This is a genomic window from Paraglaciecola sp. L1A13, assembly GCF_009796745.1.
In the GTDB taxonomy this organism is placed as follows: domain Bacteria; phylum Pseudomonadota; class Gammaproteobacteria; order Enterobacterales; family Alteromonadaceae; genus Paraglaciecola.
The window spans coordinates 279,892-298,738 of the sequence record NZ_CP047024.1; the positions used below are offsets into that span (position 1 = coordinate 279,892).

15 protein-coding genes are annotated in these 18,847 nt (G+C 38.8%); 13 read left to right on the plus strand and 2 right to left on the minus strand.

The window, feature by feature from the left end; genetic code table 11:
* Window positions 1–166 precede the first annotated feature (166 nt).
* Both rnk and gdhA read left to right on the plus strand, forming a co-directional pair.
* Window positions 167–553: a nucleoside diphosphate kinase regulator gene (gene rnk, locus GQR89_RS01150; protein ID WP_158768358.1), complete on the plus strand. Its 387-nt coding sequence runs from the start codon at window positions 167–169 to the stop codon at window positions 551–553.
* Between the two features lie 39 nt (window positions 554–592).
* Window positions 593–1,945, plus strand: a complete 1,353-nt coding sequence (gene gdhA, locus GQR89_RS01155; protein WP_158768359.1) for an NADP-specific glutamate dehydrogenase — start codon at window positions 593–595, stop codon at window positions 1,943–1,945.
* A 214-nt stretch (window positions 1,946–2,159) separates the two neighbouring features.
* Here gdhA and GQR89_RS01160 read toward each other — a convergent pair whose 3' ends face one another.
* Both GQR89_RS01160 and GQR89_RS01165 read right to left on the minus strand, forming a co-directional pair.
* A complete protein-coding gene (locus GQR89_RS01160; protein WP_158768360.1) occupies window positions 2,160–2,585 on the minus strand; it encodes a cytochrome c in 426 nt (141 codons plus the stop codon).
* Window positions 2,585–4,183 (minus strand): flavin monoamine oxidase family protein, encoded by a 1,599-nt coding sequence (locus GQR89_RS01165; RefSeq protein ID WP_199271358.1) that lies wholly within the window; start codon window positions 4,181–4,183, stop codon window positions 2,585–2,587. The genes GQR89_RS01160 and GQR89_RS01165 overlap by 1 nt, the downstream gene beginning before the upstream one ends.
* 531 nt (window positions 4,184–4,714) lie before the next feature.
* Here GQR89_RS01165 and GQR89_RS01170 point away from each other — a divergent pair.
* From GQR89_RS01170 to GQR89_RS01220, 11 genes are all read left to right on the plus strand, one after another.
* Complete coding sequence (locus GQR89_RS01170; RefSeq protein ID WP_158768361.1) at window positions 4,715–5,161, plus strand: DUF2798 domain-containing protein; 447 nt, start codon at window positions 4,715–4,717, stop codon at window positions 5,159–5,161.
* A gap of 1,280 nt (window positions 5,162–6,441) precedes the next feature.
* On the plus strand, window positions 6,442–7,845 hold the full coding sequence (locus GQR89_RS01175) for an undecaprenyl-phosphate glucose phosphotransferase (protein ID WP_158768362.1): 1,404 nt from the start codon (window positions 6,442–6,444) through the stop codon (window positions 7,843–7,845).
* A gap of 91 nt (window positions 7,846–7,936) precedes the next feature.
* The gene (locus tag GQR89_RS01180) at window positions 7,937–8,947 is read left to right on the plus strand and encodes an NAD-dependent epimerase (RefSeq protein WP_158768363.1); all 1,011 of its coding nucleotides are present in this window, start codon (window positions 7,937–7,939) and stop codon (window positions 8,945–8,947) included.
* A 2-nt stretch (window positions 8,948–8,949) separates the two neighbouring features.
* A complete protein-coding gene (locus GQR89_RS01185; protein WP_158768364.1) occupies window positions 8,950–9,930 on the plus strand; it encodes a glycosyltransferase family 2 protein in 981 nt (326 codons plus the stop codon).
* Window positions 9,930–11,369, plus strand: coding sequence for an oligosaccharide flippase family protein (locus GQR89_RS01190; RefSeq protein ID WP_158768365.1), 1,440 nt, complete (start codon window positions 9,930–9,932; stop codon window positions 11,367–11,369). The genes GQR89_RS01185 and GQR89_RS01190 overlap by 1 nt, the downstream gene beginning before the upstream one ends.
* Before the next feature lie 194 nt (window positions 11,370–11,563).
* Window positions 11,564–12,691 (plus strand): glycosyltransferase, encoded by a 1,128-nt coding sequence (locus GQR89_RS01195; RefSeq protein ID WP_158768366.1) that lies wholly within the window; start codon window positions 11,564–11,566, stop codon window positions 12,689–12,691.
* Window position 12,692: 1 nt separating this feature from the next.
* Window positions 12,693–13,625 (plus strand): glycosyltransferase family 2 protein, encoded by a 933-nt coding sequence (locus GQR89_RS01200; RefSeq protein ID WP_158768367.1) that lies wholly within the window; start codon window positions 12,693–12,695, stop codon window positions 13,623–13,625.
* Window positions 13,622–14,656, plus strand: a complete 1,035-nt coding sequence (locus GQR89_RS01205; RefSeq protein WP_158768368.1) for a glycosyltransferase — start codon at window positions 13,622–13,624, stop codon at window positions 14,654–14,656. The genes GQR89_RS01200 and GQR89_RS01205 overlap by 4 nt, the downstream gene beginning before the upstream one ends.
* A 34-nt stretch (window positions 14,657–14,690) precedes the next feature.
* Window positions 14,691–15,878 (plus strand): O-antigen ligase, encoded by a 1,188-nt coding sequence (locus GQR89_RS01210; protein ID WP_233269045.1) that lies wholly within the window; start codon window positions 14,691–14,693, stop codon window positions 15,876–15,878.
* Window positions 15,879–15,996: 118 nt separating this feature from the next.
* The gene (locus GQR89_RS01215; RefSeq protein WP_158772090.1) at window positions 15,997–16,488 is read left to right on the plus strand and encodes a polysaccharide biosynthesis/export family protein; all 492 of its coding nucleotides are present in this window, start codon (window positions 15,997–15,999) and stop codon (window positions 16,486–16,488) included.
* 75 nt (window positions 16,489–16,563) lie between these two features.
* Complete coding sequence (locus GQR89_RS01220) at window positions 16,564–18,747, plus strand: GumC family protein (protein ID WP_370461064.1); 2,184 nt, start codon at window positions 16,564–16,566, stop codon at window positions 18,745–18,747.
* Window positions 18,748–18,847 lie beyond the last annotated feature (100 nt).

Consider the following 18,847-nt stretch of genomic DNA (forward strand, 5'->3'; position numbering starts at 1 on the left):
TTTTTTTAGAGGAAAATAAGCTCATGAGTACAGGTAAAGACAAGAAAAAGCCGCAAAGCACGTTAAAAGAAAAACGTCGTAAGCGCAAAGATAAACAGAAGTAGCCAGTTAACGTAAGGGGCTTATATGAGCCCCTTTTTTTATATTAAAACGCAAGGAATAGATTATGGATACACAACCAGACATCATTATTTCAACGGCTGATTTAGCTGAATTAGAGTTTCAACTTGAGCGTTCAAAATTGCCACCTGAGGTCATTCGTGCGATTGAGAATGAACTAGACCGGGCGACGATTGTTGCCTGCAAAGACTTACCCCAAGACGTCGTTGCGATCGGTAGCCAGGTAACCTTTAAAATATTGGATACCCAACGAACGTTTACCAAAACCCTATGTTTACCAGCGGACACTATCAAGTTCGAAGACAGTATTTCGGTGTTTGCTCCTATCGGTTCGGCATTAATCGGTTTGAGCACAGGCCAGTGTATTAAATGGCAAACCCAAAGGGGTGAGCAATCGGTGGAAATTATTAATGTAGACAGTAAGAAACGTTAGGGAAACCGACCGAAACGAGCAAATCAAGAGTAGAAATTAATGACTTATATTCAAAGAACGATAACAGATTTAAAGTGCAGTAGTCCGGCGCAGGCGGAGTTTTATCAAGCCGTAGAGGAAGTACTGAGCTCGTTGGAGCCGCTCTTAGAAACGAACAGCCATTACAGGAAACAAGCAATAATTCAACGCATAGTTGAGCCAGAAAGGCAGATCATGTTCCGCGTTCCTTGGGTCGATGACAAAGGCGACATTCAAGTCAACAAAGGTTATCGGGTGGAGTTTAATTCTGCGCTTGGTCCATACAAAGGAGGATTAAGATTTCATCCTTCTGTGAATGCGGGGATTGTAAAATTTCTAGGTTTCGAGCAAATATTTAAAAATGCCCTGACCGGATTACCCATTGGCGGTGCAAAAGGTGGTGCTAATTTCGATCCTAGGGGGCGCTCGGATGCTGAGATTATGCGCTTTTGTCAATCCTTTATGAGTGAGCTTTATCGACATATTGGGCCCACATGCGATGTTCCCGCTGGGGATATCGGTGTGGGTGCGCGGGAAATTGGCTACATGTTTGGTCAGTACAAACGCCTAACTGGTCGCTACGAAGGAGTGTTCACTGGTAAGAGCTTATTGTGGGGAGGATCGTTAGTGCGTAAGGAAGCCACAGGCTATGGCGCGGTGTACTTTGCTGATTATATGCTGGAAGAAAGAGGAGACAACTTACAAGGGAAGCGCTGTTTAGTTTCAGGGGCTGGCAATGTGGCCATTTATGCGATGGAGAAACTCTATCAACTAGGGGCTACACCCGTTAGTTGTAGCGACTCATCCGGTACGCTTTATCATGAAAGTGGAATTGACTTAAGATTGATAAAAAGACTTAAAGAGGGGCGACGCTGCGATTTGCTTGAATATATTGATACCTATCCCGAGGCAGTACATACCCCAGTTAATGAATATCCAGCGGATGGTCATAGTGTATGGCGTTATAGCGCAGATGCCGCGTTTCCTTGTGCAACCCAAAATGAACTCACTCTCGCAGACGCTAAGGCGTTATTGGAAAATGGCTGTCAATTGGTCAGCGAAGGGGCAAATATGCCTTCAACGCATGAGGCCGTAGATGCATTCTTAGCTGCAGGTATTGCTTATGGGCCGGGCAAGGCTGCCAATGCCGGAGGTGTCGCAACCAGTCAATTAGAAATGGCGCAAAATGCCAGTATGCAAACCTGGACGTTCGAGCAGGTGGATCAGCGACTTAAGCAGATTATGAAGAATATATTTTTAGTGGCCAGTGAAACTGCCAAAGAATTTGATCACGATGGTAATCTGGTATTAGGTGCCAATATTGCGGGTTTTCGCCGAGTGGCTGATGCGATGATCCAGCAAGGTGTAGTTTAGGCAGAGACAAAAGCCTCTTAAAATAGTTTTTAATAGCAACGACTTGATAGGTGCTAGCGTTATAAACGGCGTTAATTTAGGTTAGCGGATATTTTGTGCAACACGCTAAAAATTCTTAGCTATTATCACTATGGTCAAAGTATTTACTGGCCTGTTAGCTTGATTATCAGTCTGAAAGACAGAGCTGGCCACTATAAATGGCCAGCTCAGCCCATTAACGCAAACTTTTCACGTCAGTAACTTGCACTAGATCTTCATATTGATTACCAAAATGGCTTCGCACGTAGTTTACGACATCAGCTATCTGCTGATCAGACATTACGGAGGCAAAGCCAGGCATTGCACCTTGGCCTTTTAATACCATATAAATCGGATAAGGCGCGCCGGCCAGATTGGTGTCGCTGGCGAGTGCCGGGTATTGAGCAACACCCTTGGCACCTTTAGCATCTGACATATGGCACCCCTGGCATACCGATTTAAAGATTGCTTCACCGCCTTGTTCTTCAAAATGTCTAGCATTCGATATTGTGACATCTTGATGTTCACTCGCATCGTTTGCTGCATAGTTATTGAGGGAAAAGGTGCTGCTGGCTAACAGCAGAGTAGTGAATACCGTTAATCTTTTTATGCTTGATTTCATTAGGCGGCCACCTCAGCGGATGTAATGTGTTTGTGTAATCGTTCGGTCGCATCTAGTGCTGACAAAATAGCGCCTTCTTGCCAAGCGTTTAAATAAGATAAATGCTCGCCCGCTAACACCATTCGCCCGTCTATTTGGCATAAATTATCATAATGGGTTTCGCGTGTTTCAGGCGTCCATACGCCGCAACATCCATGGGTCCAAGGGACTCGATGCCAACCAACGGCTATGCCACTATCGAACTCTTCCAAATACTGAGGATGGATCTTTGCGCCCATTTCGACTGCTTTTTTAACGCGCTCCGCAGGTGTCATTGAGGTAAATTCGAAGGCGTTCGGTGCGCCCCACATATAGCCCCCAAGCAATACACCTTTGCCTTTACTGCCAAAGTTGTCACTAGGATAGGAAATATTTCGAATGGGTTGGTCGGTGTACGAAATGCCACCATAAATCGCTTCATCCTGCTCCCAAAAGCGACGCTTAAATTGTAAGCCGAATTTAACAGCTGCATTGTAAGGAACGGAACGAATACCTTGCTGCATTTTACCGCTGACATTAACGGGGATTTGGCTAAGCACTGATAAAGGAATAGTACATACACAATAATCAGCGGTGGCGCTTTGCTCTTTGCCAGTGTTTAAGTCTACATAAGTGACGGCAACGCCTTTGTCATCTTGCTGTATTTTTGTGACTTTGGCCTGATAGGTGATGAGATCTTTAACTTGACGTTCAAAGCCTTTTGCGACGCCATCCATGCCACCGACAGGCTGAAATATTTGGGTTTGGTGCTCGTTTTGTTGACCTTGTGAAATAGTCTTCCACAGGTCAGATTGAAGCAGAGCTGAAAAATCAATTGGGTCAGACGGTACAGCTTTGGGCATTAATCCGCCGCCAGCATGCACAGCGAAACCTCGTTTTAAACTGCTTTCAAGGGATTTACGGTAGATCCCTGACTTATCTAATCCGGCCCAATTACGCAGTGACTCCAGTAACTTGAGTCTATCTTCGGGGGTTATGCTTTGATCTAAAGATCCTTGATCGACACATTTTGCGAGTAACTCTCCCACGTGTCCTTGATAATCAGCTTGTACTTCACGGTAACGTTTTGGTTTGCCACCAAATGCCTCGCTTGAGTGCACCATGGCGTTATAATTCACCTGTACGAAGCTTTCCAACTTGACGCCGAATTCGTGGCAGTAATGTAATATACCGTGATGATGATAGGGGATACGCCAAGGGCCGGGATTGAGGTAACCGCCGTCTTCAAATTTACAGTGCTGTGTTTCGCCACCTAATTCAGTAAAACTGTCGCCGCCTCGAATGGTCCAGCAACGTCCGCCTGCTCGCTCATTATACTCAAGAATTTGCACTTTATAGCCAGCTTTACGCAATTCATAAGCGGCTGTCATGCCTGCGACACCTGCTCCCAATACTAGAATACTTGCGCCTTTTGGGGCTTTGGATAATTTAAAGCCGGGTTTGAAAGTAGATTCAGCGGCTAAGCTTAGAGAAGACATTGCTTGATACATAACGGCAACCCCTGCCGTCTTGCCAATCCACCCAAGTAACTCTCTACGTGTTATTGTTGTTCTCTTCATATCTTGTTTACCTGTAACTATACTTAAATCGTTGAAATTATTGTTTTTTTAAACCGAAGACTACTCGGCTTTAACTGATTTTTTGATAGTTCAGCATTAACGGTGATATTGCTCTAGGGGATAAGTGCCTCCTGACACAAAGATTAAATATTAACCATAAAATTGCTCCCTCTTCGATAATAACCAGCTGCTTAAAACTGTATAGTTACTGTTCGACGAACAGTCGATTATGTCAGTTAAATGACATTATCATAAAAATACGATGTTAAAATATCGTTATTTATTAATGTGTTACGTATTTATTTGTTGCAACCGTGTTAATTATCGGCGTTTTGTTATGACAGCTATTTATAACGATCGTGAGACTAGAGTCACATTTTTGCTGCTACTATCGTTGATAACAGCAGTGTGTGATTAGCCCACGTGTTTATTTTTAAAATGCGATTACGAAATTAAATTTATAGTTGATATTGTCAACTACATTGCTATCATAAAGCTCTGGTATATAAATAATTTTGGTGGCTAGATATTATGCAAAGCACGATAAAAAAAATTTTGGTCATTATCACTATGGTCATGGTGCTTGGTGGGCTGTTCACAGGGATCTTGACCTATTCGAACATTGGCTTTACTGATGTTTTCGTTCGCCAATGGGCGCTCTCTTTTGTTCAGGCTGTGAGTGTGCTTTTTCCCATGGGCGTCGGCGTGATGTGGGTCATAAATAAGGTGGTAGAGGCATTTTTTAGCAGCTTTTCCGCTGTACACAAAAACCTGATTTTTGGATCAGGAATGGCAATCTGCATGGAGGCCATTATGGCCCTAAGCACTACGTATAGTAATATCGGAATGAGGGATTTAGCGCTATTCAGTGAAGCGTTTTTAGCCAGCTATTTAATGGTATTGCCCGTGGCATTAATCTTATCACCTGTGATGACCCTATTGATAAAACCTAAGTTAGAAGTGTTTCTTGCAAGCTAGAGACAATGATGTTGTTTGGTATTTTTAGTGCGCTCTGGTAGCTACATATACCTGACGGATTCATGAGTTGTCTTTGGGTCTAAGCATTTCAATTATGTAATAGACTATATATTCGATAGACTGGTCATAGTTGGGTTTTATATTTGATTCAATTCAACATTAGTGTTTATGCGCGACGCCAATTAATTCTAAATAATTTTTAAATAGCCTAATGCCCCATCTTGAAAAATAGCGGGCGAAAACAAGATTCGCATTAACTGACTGATGGAAATTGTAACTAGTTACTAGCAGCTAGCAAATTACCATAACTGCATGACCCCACATTTGATAACAGGGAATACGTACCGACAGAAAACTTAGGCGCAGCGGATTAAAATTTGTTATTTAGCAAGCTTGCTCGTTGAAAATGTATTTTGTGATGAAGACAAGAGCGAACGGTTGTCAACAATTGCAAATGAGATTGTATTACGTCAAATCCCAACTTCTGAATAATCTGTAGCTAAAGGTAAAAAATAAACCCAGCACGATTGTTGTGCATATTAATTCACCTTTTCGGAGCAAGAGCAGGGGAAAACTATCGTTACCCTACCAACATTATTTCCAATATTGCGTCTTAAACCTTTGTATAACATGCATATTCCGCTATTACATTTAACGCGAAAATGCATTGGTTCGATTTTTGCTGTTTGTAAGTCAGGATCGTTAAGTTATAAGCCTTTAAAATTATCTCGGTAAAGGAAAATAAACTTGATTCATATTAAATTAATAATAAAGACTTTTTAAGTAAACATAAGGTAAATAAAATACTGGATCTTTATTTGTTAACAAAAAAAATACAAATAAAACGATATTTTACTACTCTTAGCTTTGATAGGAATATGTTAGATTGGATATACCATATTTTTTTAGATTATCATAAATGGTTCTTCTTAATGTGAGCGTATTCAACTAATTGATTCTAACGATTAATTAAATGTGCAGTTGTTTGAAATTTTCTTGACGTGAAACTTAATAAATATAAGATGTGTCGCTGAATTTACTGATGGAACAGGTATTCACCTTTTCATGCGAAATAAACTACCCTTTTTTAATGATTAAGTTATTAAATTATATAGTGTGAGTTTAATTGTTGAAAATCACTCGTTTTTTATGCATGTCATTTAATTTAAAAATTGAATTTTTTAAATTGTGAAATAAATTTTAGTGGGTTTAAGCATCAGTAATATAGCTTGTTGAACCTTACCATATGTTAAAAATATGTTATTACAAGGAGGTGGGATATGGTCCTACAAAATGGTCTTATCAAAAATAACATTAATAAGTTTGCGACTTTCTATCGACTGACCGATTTATTGTTTATAAAGCTTGCTTTGGTGATGGCGTTATCAATTTTTCAAATCCACTACACGCAAGACTTTTTTGTACTTTTCCTTATTTCTATTATTGGCTTTTCTATTACAGCTGAAATGCTGGCGCTATATCGTTCATGGCGTGATGGCGCTTTCAAAGAGATTGTTTTTAATACTTTGCTGTCTTGGTCGCTGTCTTTCGTTCTTATTTTGCTCTATCTCTTTTGGGACCAATCGAATGCGGATCTTTCAAGAGGCGCAATTTCTGCCTGGTTTTTATTAACAGGGATTCTGTTAATAATTTGGCGAGGATGTTTCAGTTTATTCTTACGTCGTATACGCAGTAAAGGTTTAAACACCCGGAACGTAGCTATTATTGGGTTAACTACCGAAGGAGAAAATCTTGCAAGAGAAATACTTGCCAATCCGCAAACTGGCTACCGTTTAACCGCCATTTATGATGACAGAGACTTAGAACGCCTACCGGAAACCTACCACGGAATGATAAACGGTAAAGTTGACGATGGAGTTGACCACGCGCGTTTAAACGAATTTGATGTTGTGTACATAGCCTTACCGTTATCGGCTGAAAAACGCATCACCGCTATTTTACAATTACTGGGCAATACCACGGTTAATGTTCAGCTTGTGCCTAACTTATATATGTTCAGTATTATGAGTGCCTCGATGGCGCATGTAAGAAACATTCAAACAATAAGCGTGTTTTGCAACCCCATGCGCGGTTCGTATGCGTTAACTAAACGTATTGAAGATATCTTACTCGCGAGCGCCATTTTACTGCTCATTAGTATTCCGTTATTGATAATTGCGATTGCGGTGAAGACCACTTCGAAAGGGCCCATTATCTTTAAACAACGTCGTTACGGCCTGAATGGTAAAGACATTAAGGTGTATAAATTCCGCTCAATGACCGTAACAGAAAATTCTGATGTTGTTACCCAAGCGACAAAGAATGATGTGCGCATCACCAAGCTTGGTGCGTTTCTTCGTCGCACATCTCTCGATGAATTACCGCAATTTGTTAACGTATTGCAAGGCAAAATGTCAGTTGTTGGGCCGCGACCGCATGCCGCTGCACACAACGAGGAATATCGCAAAGCTGTGGCTTACTACATGCTGCGTCACAAAATTAGGCCTGGCATTACCGGTTGGGCACAAATTAATGGTTGGCGTGGTGAGACAGACACAATAGAGAAAATGGAAATGCGCATCAAATACGACCTAGATTATATTCGTAGGTGGTCTTTATGGATGGACGCAAAAATCGTCTTCTTTACTATTTTCCGTTCATTTACAGACAAAAACGCTTATTAAATGAGTCGCATATATATGCGTCGACTCAAACTATAGATAGTGGCCTATAGCATTATTAACGCCCCTAGCGAATAAATTAAAGGAAGTACAAATGAAATACTTAGTAACCGGCGCAGCTGGTTTTATTGGTAATTTTGTTGCTGAAAAGTTATGTGAACAAGGCCATACAGTCGTTGGTATAGATAACCTAAACGATTATTACGACCCTAATTTAAAGCTCGCTCGCTTGGAGCGAATTGCACATTTCGATAATTTTACGTTTATTAAAATCGATATAGCTGACAGAGAGGGTATCGCTAAATTATTTGCCGATGAGAAATTCGAACGCGTTATACATTTGGCCGCTCAAGCAGGTGTGCGTTATTCAATTGAAAACCCAATGGCGTACATTGATTCAAATTTAGTGGGTATGGCCACCATTCTTGAGGGTTGCCGGCATAATAAAGTACAGCATTTGGTCTATGCGTCATCTAGTTCGGTATACGGCATGAACGAAAAGATGCCGTTTTCCACCGAAGACGCAGTCGATCATCCGGTATCACTGTATGCGGCGACAAAAAAATCGAATGAATTAATGGCACACAGCTACAGTCATTTATACGACTTACCCACAACAGGGTTGCGCTTTTTCACTGTGTATGGTCCTTGGGGCCGCCCCGACATGGCGCCGTTCTTGTTTACGGATGCAATATTGAATGACCGCGAAATCAAAGTATTTAATCATGGCAAAATGAAGCGCGATTTCACTTACATTGACGACATTGTTGAAGGCATTATTCGCATTCAAGACGTAGTACCACAGCGTAATGCTGAAAACCCCAATACGTCACCGTCTTCAAGCAAAGCACCTTATAAAGTGTTTAACATCGGGAATAACGAACCCATCGCACTAATGACCTTTATTGAAGCGATTGAAAAAGCGTCCGGGAAAGAAGCTAAAAAGAATTTCTTACCCATGCAACCGGGCGATGTCCCTGCCACGTTTGCTGATATTGACAGTTTGAAAGAAGAAGTTGGGTTTAAACCTGATACAAAGATTGAATATGGCATGCAGCAGTTTGTTGATTGGTATATTGCTTATAACAGTATGGGCAGTATTTGATAATGACGGTAATAGACGAAATCAATGAAAAAGTCTCCATTATTACACCAGTGTATAACGGCGAGTCTTTTATTGATAAATGCTATGAGTGCGTTGCAGCTCAAACATACCCGAATATTGAGTGGGTTGTTATAAATGATGGCTCTCAAGATAAATCATTATCAAAGCTTGAAACGTTAGCTAAAAGTTATTCAAACATTCATATTGTGGATCAAAAAAATGCCGGTGCAGCAGAAGCTCGCCGAGCAGGTGCTTTAAAAGCGCAGGGTGAATACATCGTATATCTAGATATAGATGACACTATTTCTGAAAATGCGATCGAGTTGGCACTTGAAAAATTTACGAAAAATATTGATGTTGTATTATTCACCCAGGTGAAAGTTGGCGGAGGTGAGCCAGTCCCGTTTAATATGTTCACTGATTCTTGGCCTCAATCTGGGGATGATGTCTTTAAATCTTGCATAGATGGTTGGGGAGCACATAGTTTCGGCGTATATAGAAAGTCGATATTTCTTTCTGCCTACTCATTCTTAGATAGTTTTGAAGATATGAGCAAAACCTACAAAGATGAATTATTGTCTCGTATTATTTTTACGCAATCGAGAATGATCGATTACTGTAAAGGTACTTACTTTTATGACTTAAATGATGAGTCAGTGAGTAAAAAGTTTAATCCTGATTACTTTCTTATTGCCAATAACGTTCACGCGCTTGATAAATACTTATTATCCCAAAATAAAAATATTAGCATTGAACGAATGTATAGCCGGCTGTTTTTTGATCTCTTGGGGCGTTATATAAAATGGCGCAAACAGTTGACGAATAAAAACGACTGGCAAAACGCGCTAAAAACGTTAGCCCAAAATATATCAATTACCAAAGACATTACTAATTCGGTTAGAAAATCAGAATTTAAAAAAATGCCACCTCGTATTCTTTTTTTATCAGTATATAAAACTGCCTCTTTAGTCAGGAGGTTATAATGTCTGAAAATCGGTCAGTGGTATCTGGCATAGGGACAATGGCTGCTTTAACTATTTCGTCAAAGTTAGTTAGATTATTCATTCTAATGGTGACTGCGCGCTTTCTTACCCCTGAAGACTTCGGTGTCGTGGCTGCTTTTACTATGGTTTTCGGATTTGCGTACCTTGTCGCCGACATGGGAATACTAAGAACCGTTATACAACGCCCTTTAATCAGCGAGCGTCATATAGGCAGCGCACTAGGTTTATCTGTTGGGCTATGCACATTAGTGAGTATTACACTTATTTTTCTAGGTACTTCTATTGCTGACATATTAACGATTGAAGAAATTGGCTTGCCATTAAAAGTTTCCAGTTTGATGTTTCTATTACTTGGAGTGAGCAATATTTGCTCTGCTTTATTACAACGCGGTGGGAACATTCTTTTTATAGGAAAAGTGCAGGCATTTGGCACTATTACGGGTAATGTTTTTGTAACCGTACCCTTGCTCTACTTCGATATAGGTTATTGGGCGATCATTATCGGTTTATGGGTTTCAGAGTTAATTTCTATTTTATTTATATTGCAAAAAGGGTGGGGAAACCTGCGCTATAAAATTTATAAAAAAGAATTGGTTGAGATTAGCAAATATGCTTCTGCATTTTTCTTTAATAATACATTGGGTTTACTTAGCCAACAATTAGACATTGCCATTGTAAGCCGATTTTTAGGAAGTGCCACGCTCGGAAATTATTCTAGGGCAATGCAACTTGTCGATTTTCCTAATCAGATATATTTACTTGTTGTAGATCGTGTTGTATTTCCAGTTATGGCAGCAATGAAGTCCGAGAAAGATAAATTGGTAGTCTTTTTTTTACAGTCCCTGTCATTATTAAGTTTGGCCCTAACACTTGGTTCGATTCTTTTAATTGTTGGGGCTCACGAAATTGTACTTATTATGATGGGAAGTCAGTGGGGAGTAGTCGGTGATTTATTACAGATACTTGCAAGCTGTATTATTTTTAGAGCCCTATCTTCATTTATGGATTCATTCTTAGCTGCTTACGACTTAGTGAAAATATTAACAATTAAGCAAGTTACTTCATTGTTTATATTACTTTTTTCAGTTTGGTTTGGTCTCGACTATGGCGTGATTGGAGTCGCTTATGCTGTTGTTATCGCCAGTATTTTACGATTTTTATTAACGCTCATGTTTATAATTATGTACACAAGAATAACTTGTTATCAATTAATTAATAAATTCTCACCATCTCTATTTTCTGCTTTTTTTATAATTGCCCTTTACCTAATGATATCCAAAATTTCAATACTCTCAGGACTTTTAGGAGGGATAGTCACTATTTTAATTTTTCTAATCTTTTGTGCGATAAAGCCCTTGGGGCTATTCCTTACAGACAAAGGGGCCGTTTTCATTAAGCAGAAGAAAGCAAATTTATAAAATTTAGGAATGTTTTATTAAATATGAAGAGTGTTTTTAAGGTATATCGATCAAACAATTTTGAGCGATAAATAAATGAACTTTCATTCATCAAAACTTCACCATTTTATTAGAACTACAGGTCGTAGAACGACACCGGCGACGACCAATTTTTTATTAGTCAACAATAAATATAAGAGCTAAGGGAGCAAAAAATGAAAATTTTAATAGGAATGACACGTTCAGATACAGTGGTATCAGGCTCTTTTAAGCACATTTGTCAAATTGGTGAAAAATTTCGTCAAGAGGGTGCTGAAGTAATTTATGCAATTGGCGGGAATGGAGAAGCGATTGATAAATTACGTGATTCAGGCTTTCAGGTGCATGCATTAACGGGTTTGAAACGGGATTTGAGCCCGATAAGCGATTTACTGTCATTACTTAAATTGGTTTGGCTTATTCTCGCTGAAAAACCACAAGTTTGCTCATGGCATACCGCAAAAATAGGCGCATTAGGGCGTATCGCGGCAATGTTAACATTTAAGCGCTCCTACTATGTGCCACATGGTGTGCCCTTTGTTAATACACCTGAAAACAAAGGGTATGAAAAATATCAGTTACTTGAAAAAACATTATCAGTTTTACCTTCGACCATTATTGGTGTTTGTGAGTTTGATAAAAATGAATACCTGCGTATTGGCGTACCGGATAAAAAGTTATTAGTGATACGCAATGGTATGCTGGGTATCAGTAACGATAATTGGCAGTTAAGCGATGATCCCGTTCATTTTATTACCGCAGCGCGTTTTGAAGATCAAAAAGACTACGCGACGCTAGCGGAAGCTTGTCAGCAATTATTAGCAGATGATAAAGCCTTTATTTTAAGCATATACGGAGACGGACAGTACGAAGAACAGGTAAAATCTTATTTTGCTAACTTCCCAACTGGTATGATTAATTTTTGTGGCGTGGTCGATAATTTCGCAGAAAAACTAGCTGAGGCAGATGTATTTGTATTATCCAGTTTTTGGGAAGGTTTACCGCGCAGTATTATCGAAGCAATGGCATGTAAAAAAGCGGTAGTCACATCAGATGTAGGTGGTTGTTCTGAACTCATTGTTGAACACAAATCTGGCTACTTAGTCCCGATTCGTGATGCTGAAGTGATGACAAGTTCGATGGCGGAATATATAGATGATAAACAAAAAATTGTTGATCACGGTATTGAAGCGTATGAATTATATAAGCAAAAGTATTCATTGCCTGTCATGTTAGAAAGTTACTCAGAAGAGTATGGCGTCATTGGTGCTAAGCATCAAGCTAGCGCCCGACAGGAAGCATAATATGCCAATTCTAGTGTCGCTCATTTGCCCAGTTTATAAGGTTGCTCAGTATATACCAGAGTTGATGCAAAGCTTATTCGAGGGAATTAATACAGATAAAGTCGAAATCATTTTTGTAGACGATTGCTGCCCTGAAAACTCTATCACTTTGGTTGAGCAATTTATTGCTGAACATAAACAGGCACTAAAATTTAACCCCAGCATTATTAAGCAACCAATTAATCAAGGCCAGGCCGCAGCCCGAAATAAAGCATTAGCAGTCGCTCAAGGGCAGTATATTGGCTTTATCGATTCAGACGATGCCATTGCACCACATTATTGGAAAACTCTTGAGCCATATGTCGAACGTGCCAAAAATGACATTATTGAATTTGGTTTCACAGAGTTTACAACAGTCTTACCGGATGTTAACGATACAGTCATATCTGAATTGCCTTCATCAAATTTAAATCCGTTTCATACAGGCTTCTTTGTGTGGACTCGTTTGTATAATAGAGACACATTAAACGATTTGCGGTTCCCGAAGGGTATGATTTATGAAGATATTTGGTTTAATATTCACGCTTTTTCAAAAGCACAAACTAGTGTTCGTATTTCAAGCACGTTGGTCTATTATCGCAAACGTGCGGGCTCAACAACGGCGTTAAGAACATCTAAATATTCCGATTTACTAGTAAATTTAATCACAGCTATTCAGCAGACTATTGATAATACTCACCAAAAACGTGAATTGGTATCACAACTTCAAAAACGTACATTTTTGCTTATGTTAAAGGGATTAAAAATATCAGATAAAGCCGATAGAAAAATTTATTATCAACTATGTTATCCCAAAATGATCGAGGTAAATAAGCTCGTTAAACAGCATGGTTCTAATATAATAGGTAAGATAAACTATTCACTCTCCTGTTTAATTTGTAGGTTTTTTAAGTGAATAAAATAGTACATATTACTAATGATTTACAACGTCTTGGTGGCGTACAACGTTTATTAGTCGACTTAATGACGTTGCAAAAAGATGACTTTGAATTTGAAGTCATTCTTACCCGCGGTGAAAATGAATATATTGACGAACTCAATAGCTTAGGCGTTAGTGTTTATCACAAGCGAGATTTAGGATTGTTTGGTGTCATTAAACGTTTGAATAAAGCCGATCTAGTCCATGCTCATTTATTCCCTTCTATGTATATTGCACTTCTATCATCCACCTTAAAAATATTGACTGAACATAATCCTTATTATCGTAGACGAGATATTAAATTGGTTAAATGGTTTGAGGCTATTTTTTTCCGCCGATTTAAACAAGTTGTATGTATCTCAGAAGGCGTGAAAAAAGCCTTTGAACTTGTTTTAGGGTGGAGTAACGATAAGGCGTTAGTTATTAATAATGGTGTTGACTTAAGTCGTTTTTCAATGCAAGAACGTAAAATTGAAGCACTTCGTTTTCCTATCAAAATCGGTATGGTTGGCAGACTCGTTAAGCAAAAAGATATTGAGACGTTAATTAAGGCGTTAAAAGAATTGGGCAGTGGCTATGAGTTACATTTGGCTGGAGATGGCGAATTACGCGAAAAGTTAGAAAATCTGGTTGTTGATTTAGGCTTAAAGCACCAGGTGTACTTTCATGGGCAAGTTAGCGATATCCCTTACTTTTTAGACAGTATTGATATATATGTTCAGTCATCCAACTGGGAGGGCTTTGGCTTAGCTGTGGTTGAAGCTATGGCTGCAGGCTTACCTTGTTTTGCAACTAATGTAGAGGGTTTAAATGATGTGGTTGACAGCGTGTATCTATTTGAAGTGGGGGATATTGGGCAGTTAACGTCTTTGATCTTAGCTGTAACGTCAAATATTACTTCTTATAATGATATGTCAACACTAGCAATAAAAAGTGCCTATGAGTTTTCGATTGAAAAAAGCGCTCAAAGACATACTGAGTTATATAGCACGTTGTTAGGTAATTAGTTGGTGATTAATTTATCAGTTATACGAGGGATATATGCAAATTAAGTTGCAAATTATCGAAAGGCTATTGCTCGTTTTGGCTGCGACTGTTATTCCTTTGTATTTCACCGATCTACGGCTTTCGTTACCTGGCGTTATTATTCGTTTGGCAGATATCTCGTCGATAACCATCATCGGTCTCTATTTTGTTCTTGCACGTCATCGACGCATTGTATGGTGCGTGCCGCATGGCTATCAAATGGTGTTTGTTTTTATCGGATACTGTTTGTTACTTGGCCTTTTAAAATCAAGCTTGAAGGATGCAATAGTTGAGTCAGTCCAGTGGGCGCTATTGTTGGTCGTTATTGGAATTGTTTATGGTCAATCAATTAAATACCCTAAAGAATTTCAGGCATTATTTTTAAAAGCGTTACTAATGATATGTATCTTTGTCGTTCTGTATCACTTTGCTCATGGAAAATATTACCATTATAAAGATTTAGGTGATGCCAAGTACATACTCGCTCTAACAGGGGTTGTATTAGTCAGCCATATTTATTTTTTTAATAATAAAAAATATATTTTTCCCTTGATAATTTTATACCCTTTTATTTTACTTTCACTTGAACGGAAAGGGATTTTAGCTTTTCATATCGTTTCGCTGATATATTTAATTATGGCTTATCGTTATGCGCTTAAATGGTTGCTAATGGGAGCCTTTGGCTTCGGCGTGGTTTTGCTAATGTTAGCACCGAACATGGTTGACTTAGCAGAGTTTTCTTTTTTTAATTATAGCGATGTTGAAATATATTATCTTGATGAAGATGCAGCTTTGTGGGTTTCTAATTTGCATCGCCAGAGTTTAGTAACGTTTGGTTGGGATATATTTCAAAAAAATATATTTTTTGGTGTAGGGCCTAAGATGTTAGCTAATCATATGATTAACTATTTTTATAGTCCGAATCTAGCTTTATATACGCATAATGTATTTCTTGATATTTTAATCGAGTATGGAGTTTTTGGTCTTATTTTATTACTATTCCCTTATTTTATTTTCGGACTAAAAAACAATTTTAATTCTATTAGACAACGAGATTGCTTTTTGTGTTTGTTGGCTTATTCAATCATTATGTTATTTTTTATGTCAAGTGGCGCACCATCAATGCTGTTATTTTATTTTCCTTTGTGCATGGGGTTTGCTTTTAACTCAGCAGCACTTGCTGATACGAAATATAATAAATGAATAGGTTTGTTAAATGTTTTTAAATATAGTGTTTTTAGGTTTATGCGTGCGAAGTTTTTGATTATAAGAGGTGTTTGTGAATAAAATTTTTATAAAAATAACATTTTTTTTCTTGTTCATGATTTCGTTAACTTCGATAAACGTCTTTGCGCAAGAAACCTACCTTTTAGGCCCTGGTGATAAGGTAGCTATTAAGGTGTTTGGTGAAGAGGATTTAGCGATAGAAACTTTGTTGGGTAGTAGCGGTAACATCAATTATCCATTTTTGGGGGAGGTTAAGGTAACAGACTTAACCGTAAAACAGGTTGAACAAGTTATTGAGCAAGGTTTAAAAGGCGACTATTTAATCAGCCCCAATGTTTATGTACAGGTCGTTGAATATCGCCCTTTCTATATTCTTGGTGAAGTGAAATTGCCAGGCGGCTACCCTTATCAACCGGGGATGACTATCAATCAGGCTATCGCATTGGCAGGTGGTTTAACTGAGCGCGCAGATATAAGTAAAATATCTCTTTTCAAAGAGAGAGAGAAAGACAAAAAGCAACAAGCATCTCTTGACTATAAAGTAAATGCTGGTGATACGGTTACCATTGAACAGCGGTTTTTTTAAAGAATTTTTATAATGAGAAAGATTGAAAGTATGGAATTAGATTCACCTTCCCAGAAAGCTAATGTGACGGCTGAAATGGTTAAAAACTCTGCCGACGAGGTTATCGATTTACGCCAGTATTTTGCGGTAATTAATAAGCATAAATGGCGCATTGCTTTACTGGCTATAGTTATAACACTGACGACGGTCTTTGCAGTAACTAAGGTAACACCGATATATAGGGCAACAGCTACCCTATTAATAGAGGCTGATCAAGCGAAAGCCGTGTCGTTTGACGATATTTACGGCCTTGATTCTAACCGCAAAGAATATTACACAACGCAATTTAAAATTCTACAATCGCGTAAAATTGCTCAGGCAGTTGTAGAAAAGTTAGATTTAAAAAATAACCCAGATTTTATTGTTAATTCGTCACGTAAAAGAGAAGTTATTAACGATATTAAAGGCCTCATTCCTTTTTTACCTAAAAAGAAAGTGTCGGTATTATCAGGTCCAGAACAAGAGGAAATGGCTTTACAGTCGTTAGTCGGCACCTTTTTAGGGCGGTTATCGATCGACCCTGTGCGTACCACACAATTAGTTAACATTACCTTCGAGAGTAGTGATCCTAAATTAGCTGCACTCGTCGCCAATACGGTTGGCGAAGTGTATATAGAGCAAAATCTATCTGCACAAATGGGGATGACTAAAAAGGCCTCGGGCTGGTTAACCACGCGTTTATCTGACTTACGTATTCGCTTAGACGAGTCCGAGTTAAAACTACAGCAATATCGTGAACGCGAGAATTTAGTGGATGTCTCGGGCGTGGTGGGTTTAGTCTCAAAAGAATTAGAGCAAACATCTGAGCAATTGGTTGGTGCAAGACAGGTCAGAAACAAACTATTAAGTATAGTGCGCGTTATCGATGAGTATGGCCGTGATGATTTAGAGATGTTGGGATCGATAAGTGAAATCAGCTCACAAGATGTTATACAAAATGTAAAACAAACCTTGGTCACGGTTGAGCGTAAAGTATCAGAATTAAGCCAGCGATATGGGCCTAAACACCCAAAAATGATCGCTGCTCGAGCTGAATTGGCCACCGTAAACAGTAACTTTAATGAGCAAGTACGCCGCTTAGTTACTGGGGTAGAAAAAGAGCTGTCTACCAGTGAGCGTAATATTGAAGCGCTCGAGCAAGAACTTGTGCGCATAAAAGCGCAATTCCAGACACTCACAGCGAAAGAATATGAATATAAAAAATTATCTCGTGAAGTAGAAACGAACGGTGAAATATATAATACGTTTCTCTCTCGTTCGAAAGAAACTGAAGTGACTGGTGATTTTAATTCGGCGGTTGCACGTTTTACTGACCGGGCCTTTCGACCGCAAAACCCCGTTAAACCTAATAAGATGCTTATCGTCATTTTAGCTTTTATGGCATCAGTAGGGTTAGGGCTCGTAATTGCTTTTGTGGTTGAATCTTTAAACGATACTTTTAAGCACATTAATGGTACCGAAGATAAACTATCCCAGCGTTTGTTAGGTTTATTGCCGCTAGTGCGCGTGAAGAAAAAGAACGGCTTTTTGTTGCACTATTTTTATGATGAAAATGGCAAAAGGTTCGCTGAGTCTGTACGTACCCTTCGAACCAACTTCTTATTAACGCAACTTGATAAAGAGACAAAAACCATTGAAATAACTTCTTCTTTACCTGGTGAGGGTAAGACAACTACCGCCATTAATTTCGCTTTTGCATTAGCTCAAGTTGAACGTACTTTGCTGATTGATGCTGATATGCGAAAGCCAAATATTTGCAAGCGCTTTGACCTGCCGCCGTATCATCCGGGCTTAGCAAATCTAATATCAGGTACTGAAAAGTTGAACGAATGTATATATTTGGATGAAGTTTCAGGTCTAACCATTATGCCCTGTGGACAAAGGCCGCCAAATCCGTTGGAGTTATTAACATCTCCAAAATTTGCCCATATATTAGAAGAATTAAAGCAATCCTTTGATCGTATTATTATCGATACCCCGCCAGTTCAAGTGGTCAGTGACTCTCTGATTATTGCCAAGCAAGCAGATGCAGTTATTTTTATAGTGAAAAGTAATGACACACGTGTTGGGGTTGCTCAAAACGGTATAGGTAAATTAGTACGGGTCAACGCCAAAATAGCCGGTGTGGTGTTAAACCAAGTTGATACTAAAAAGATGTCTGACTCTGGATATCAAGGTTATTACAACGATTACTCTTATGGCGATGAGGCTTCTTCTTGAAGTCAATTTTCATAACTTGTTAATGACAAGCCTTATACGATTCACTGCTTGCGAGTTTTAGTAAGATTAAAATAATTGGTTTTTAATTTTTAGAGTTAAT

Excerpts from the sequence above, each read along its gene's own strand:
- rnk (WP_158768358.1), top strand. The coding sequence starts at position 167 with ATGGATACACAACCAGACATCATTATTTCAACGGCTGATTTAGCTGAA.
- gdhA (WP_158768359.1), top strand. The coding sequence starts at position 593 with ATGACTTATATTCAAAGAACGATAACAGATTTAAAGTGCAGTAGTCCG.
- GQR89_RS01160 (WP_158768360.1), bottom strand. The coding sequence starts at position 2,585 with ATGAAATCAAGCATAAAAAGATTAACGGTATTCACTACTCTGCTGTTA.
- GQR89_RS01165 (WP_199271358.1), bottom strand. The coding sequence starts at position 4,183 with ATGAAGAGAACAACAATAACACGTAGAGAGTTACTTGGGTGGATTGGC.
- GQR89_RS01170 (WP_158768361.1), top strand. The coding sequence starts at position 4,715 with ATGCAAAGCACGATAAAAAAAATTTTGGTCATTATCACTATGGTCATG.
- GQR89_RS01175 (WP_158768362.1), top strand. The coding sequence starts at position 6,442 with ATGGTCCTACAAAATGGTCTTATCAAAAATAACATTAATAAGTTTGCG.
- GQR89_RS01180 (WP_158768363.1), top strand. The coding sequence starts at position 7,937 with ATGAAATACTTAGTAACCGGCGCAGCTGGTTTTATTGGTAATTTTGTT.
- GQR89_RS01185 (WP_158768364.1), top strand. The coding sequence starts at position 8,950 with ATGACGGTAATAGACGAAATCAATGAAAAAGTCTCCATTATTACACCA.
- GQR89_RS01190 (WP_158768365.1), top strand. The coding sequence starts at position 9,930 with ATGTCTGAAAATCGGTCAGTGGTATCTGGCATAGGGACAATGGCTGCT.
- GQR89_RS01195 (WP_158768366.1), top strand. The coding sequence starts at position 11,564 with ATGAAAATTTTAATAGGAATGACACGTTCAGATACAGTGGTATCAGGC.
- GQR89_RS01200 (WP_158768367.1), top strand. The coding sequence starts at position 12,693 with ATGCCAATTCTAGTGTCGCTCATTTGCCCAGTTTATAAGGTTGCTCAG.
- GQR89_RS01210 (WP_233269045.1), top strand. The coding sequence starts at position 14,691 with ATGCAAATTAAGTTGCAAATTATCGAAAGGCTATTGCTCGTTTTGGCT.
- GQR89_RS01215 (WP_158772090.1), top strand. The coding sequence starts at position 15,997 with ATGATTTCGTTAACTTCGATAAACGTCTTTGCGCAAGAAACCTACCTT.
- GQR89_RS01220 (WP_370461064.1), top strand. The coding sequence starts at position 16,564 with ATGGTTAAAAACTCTGCCGACGAGGTTATCGATTTACGCCAGTATTTT.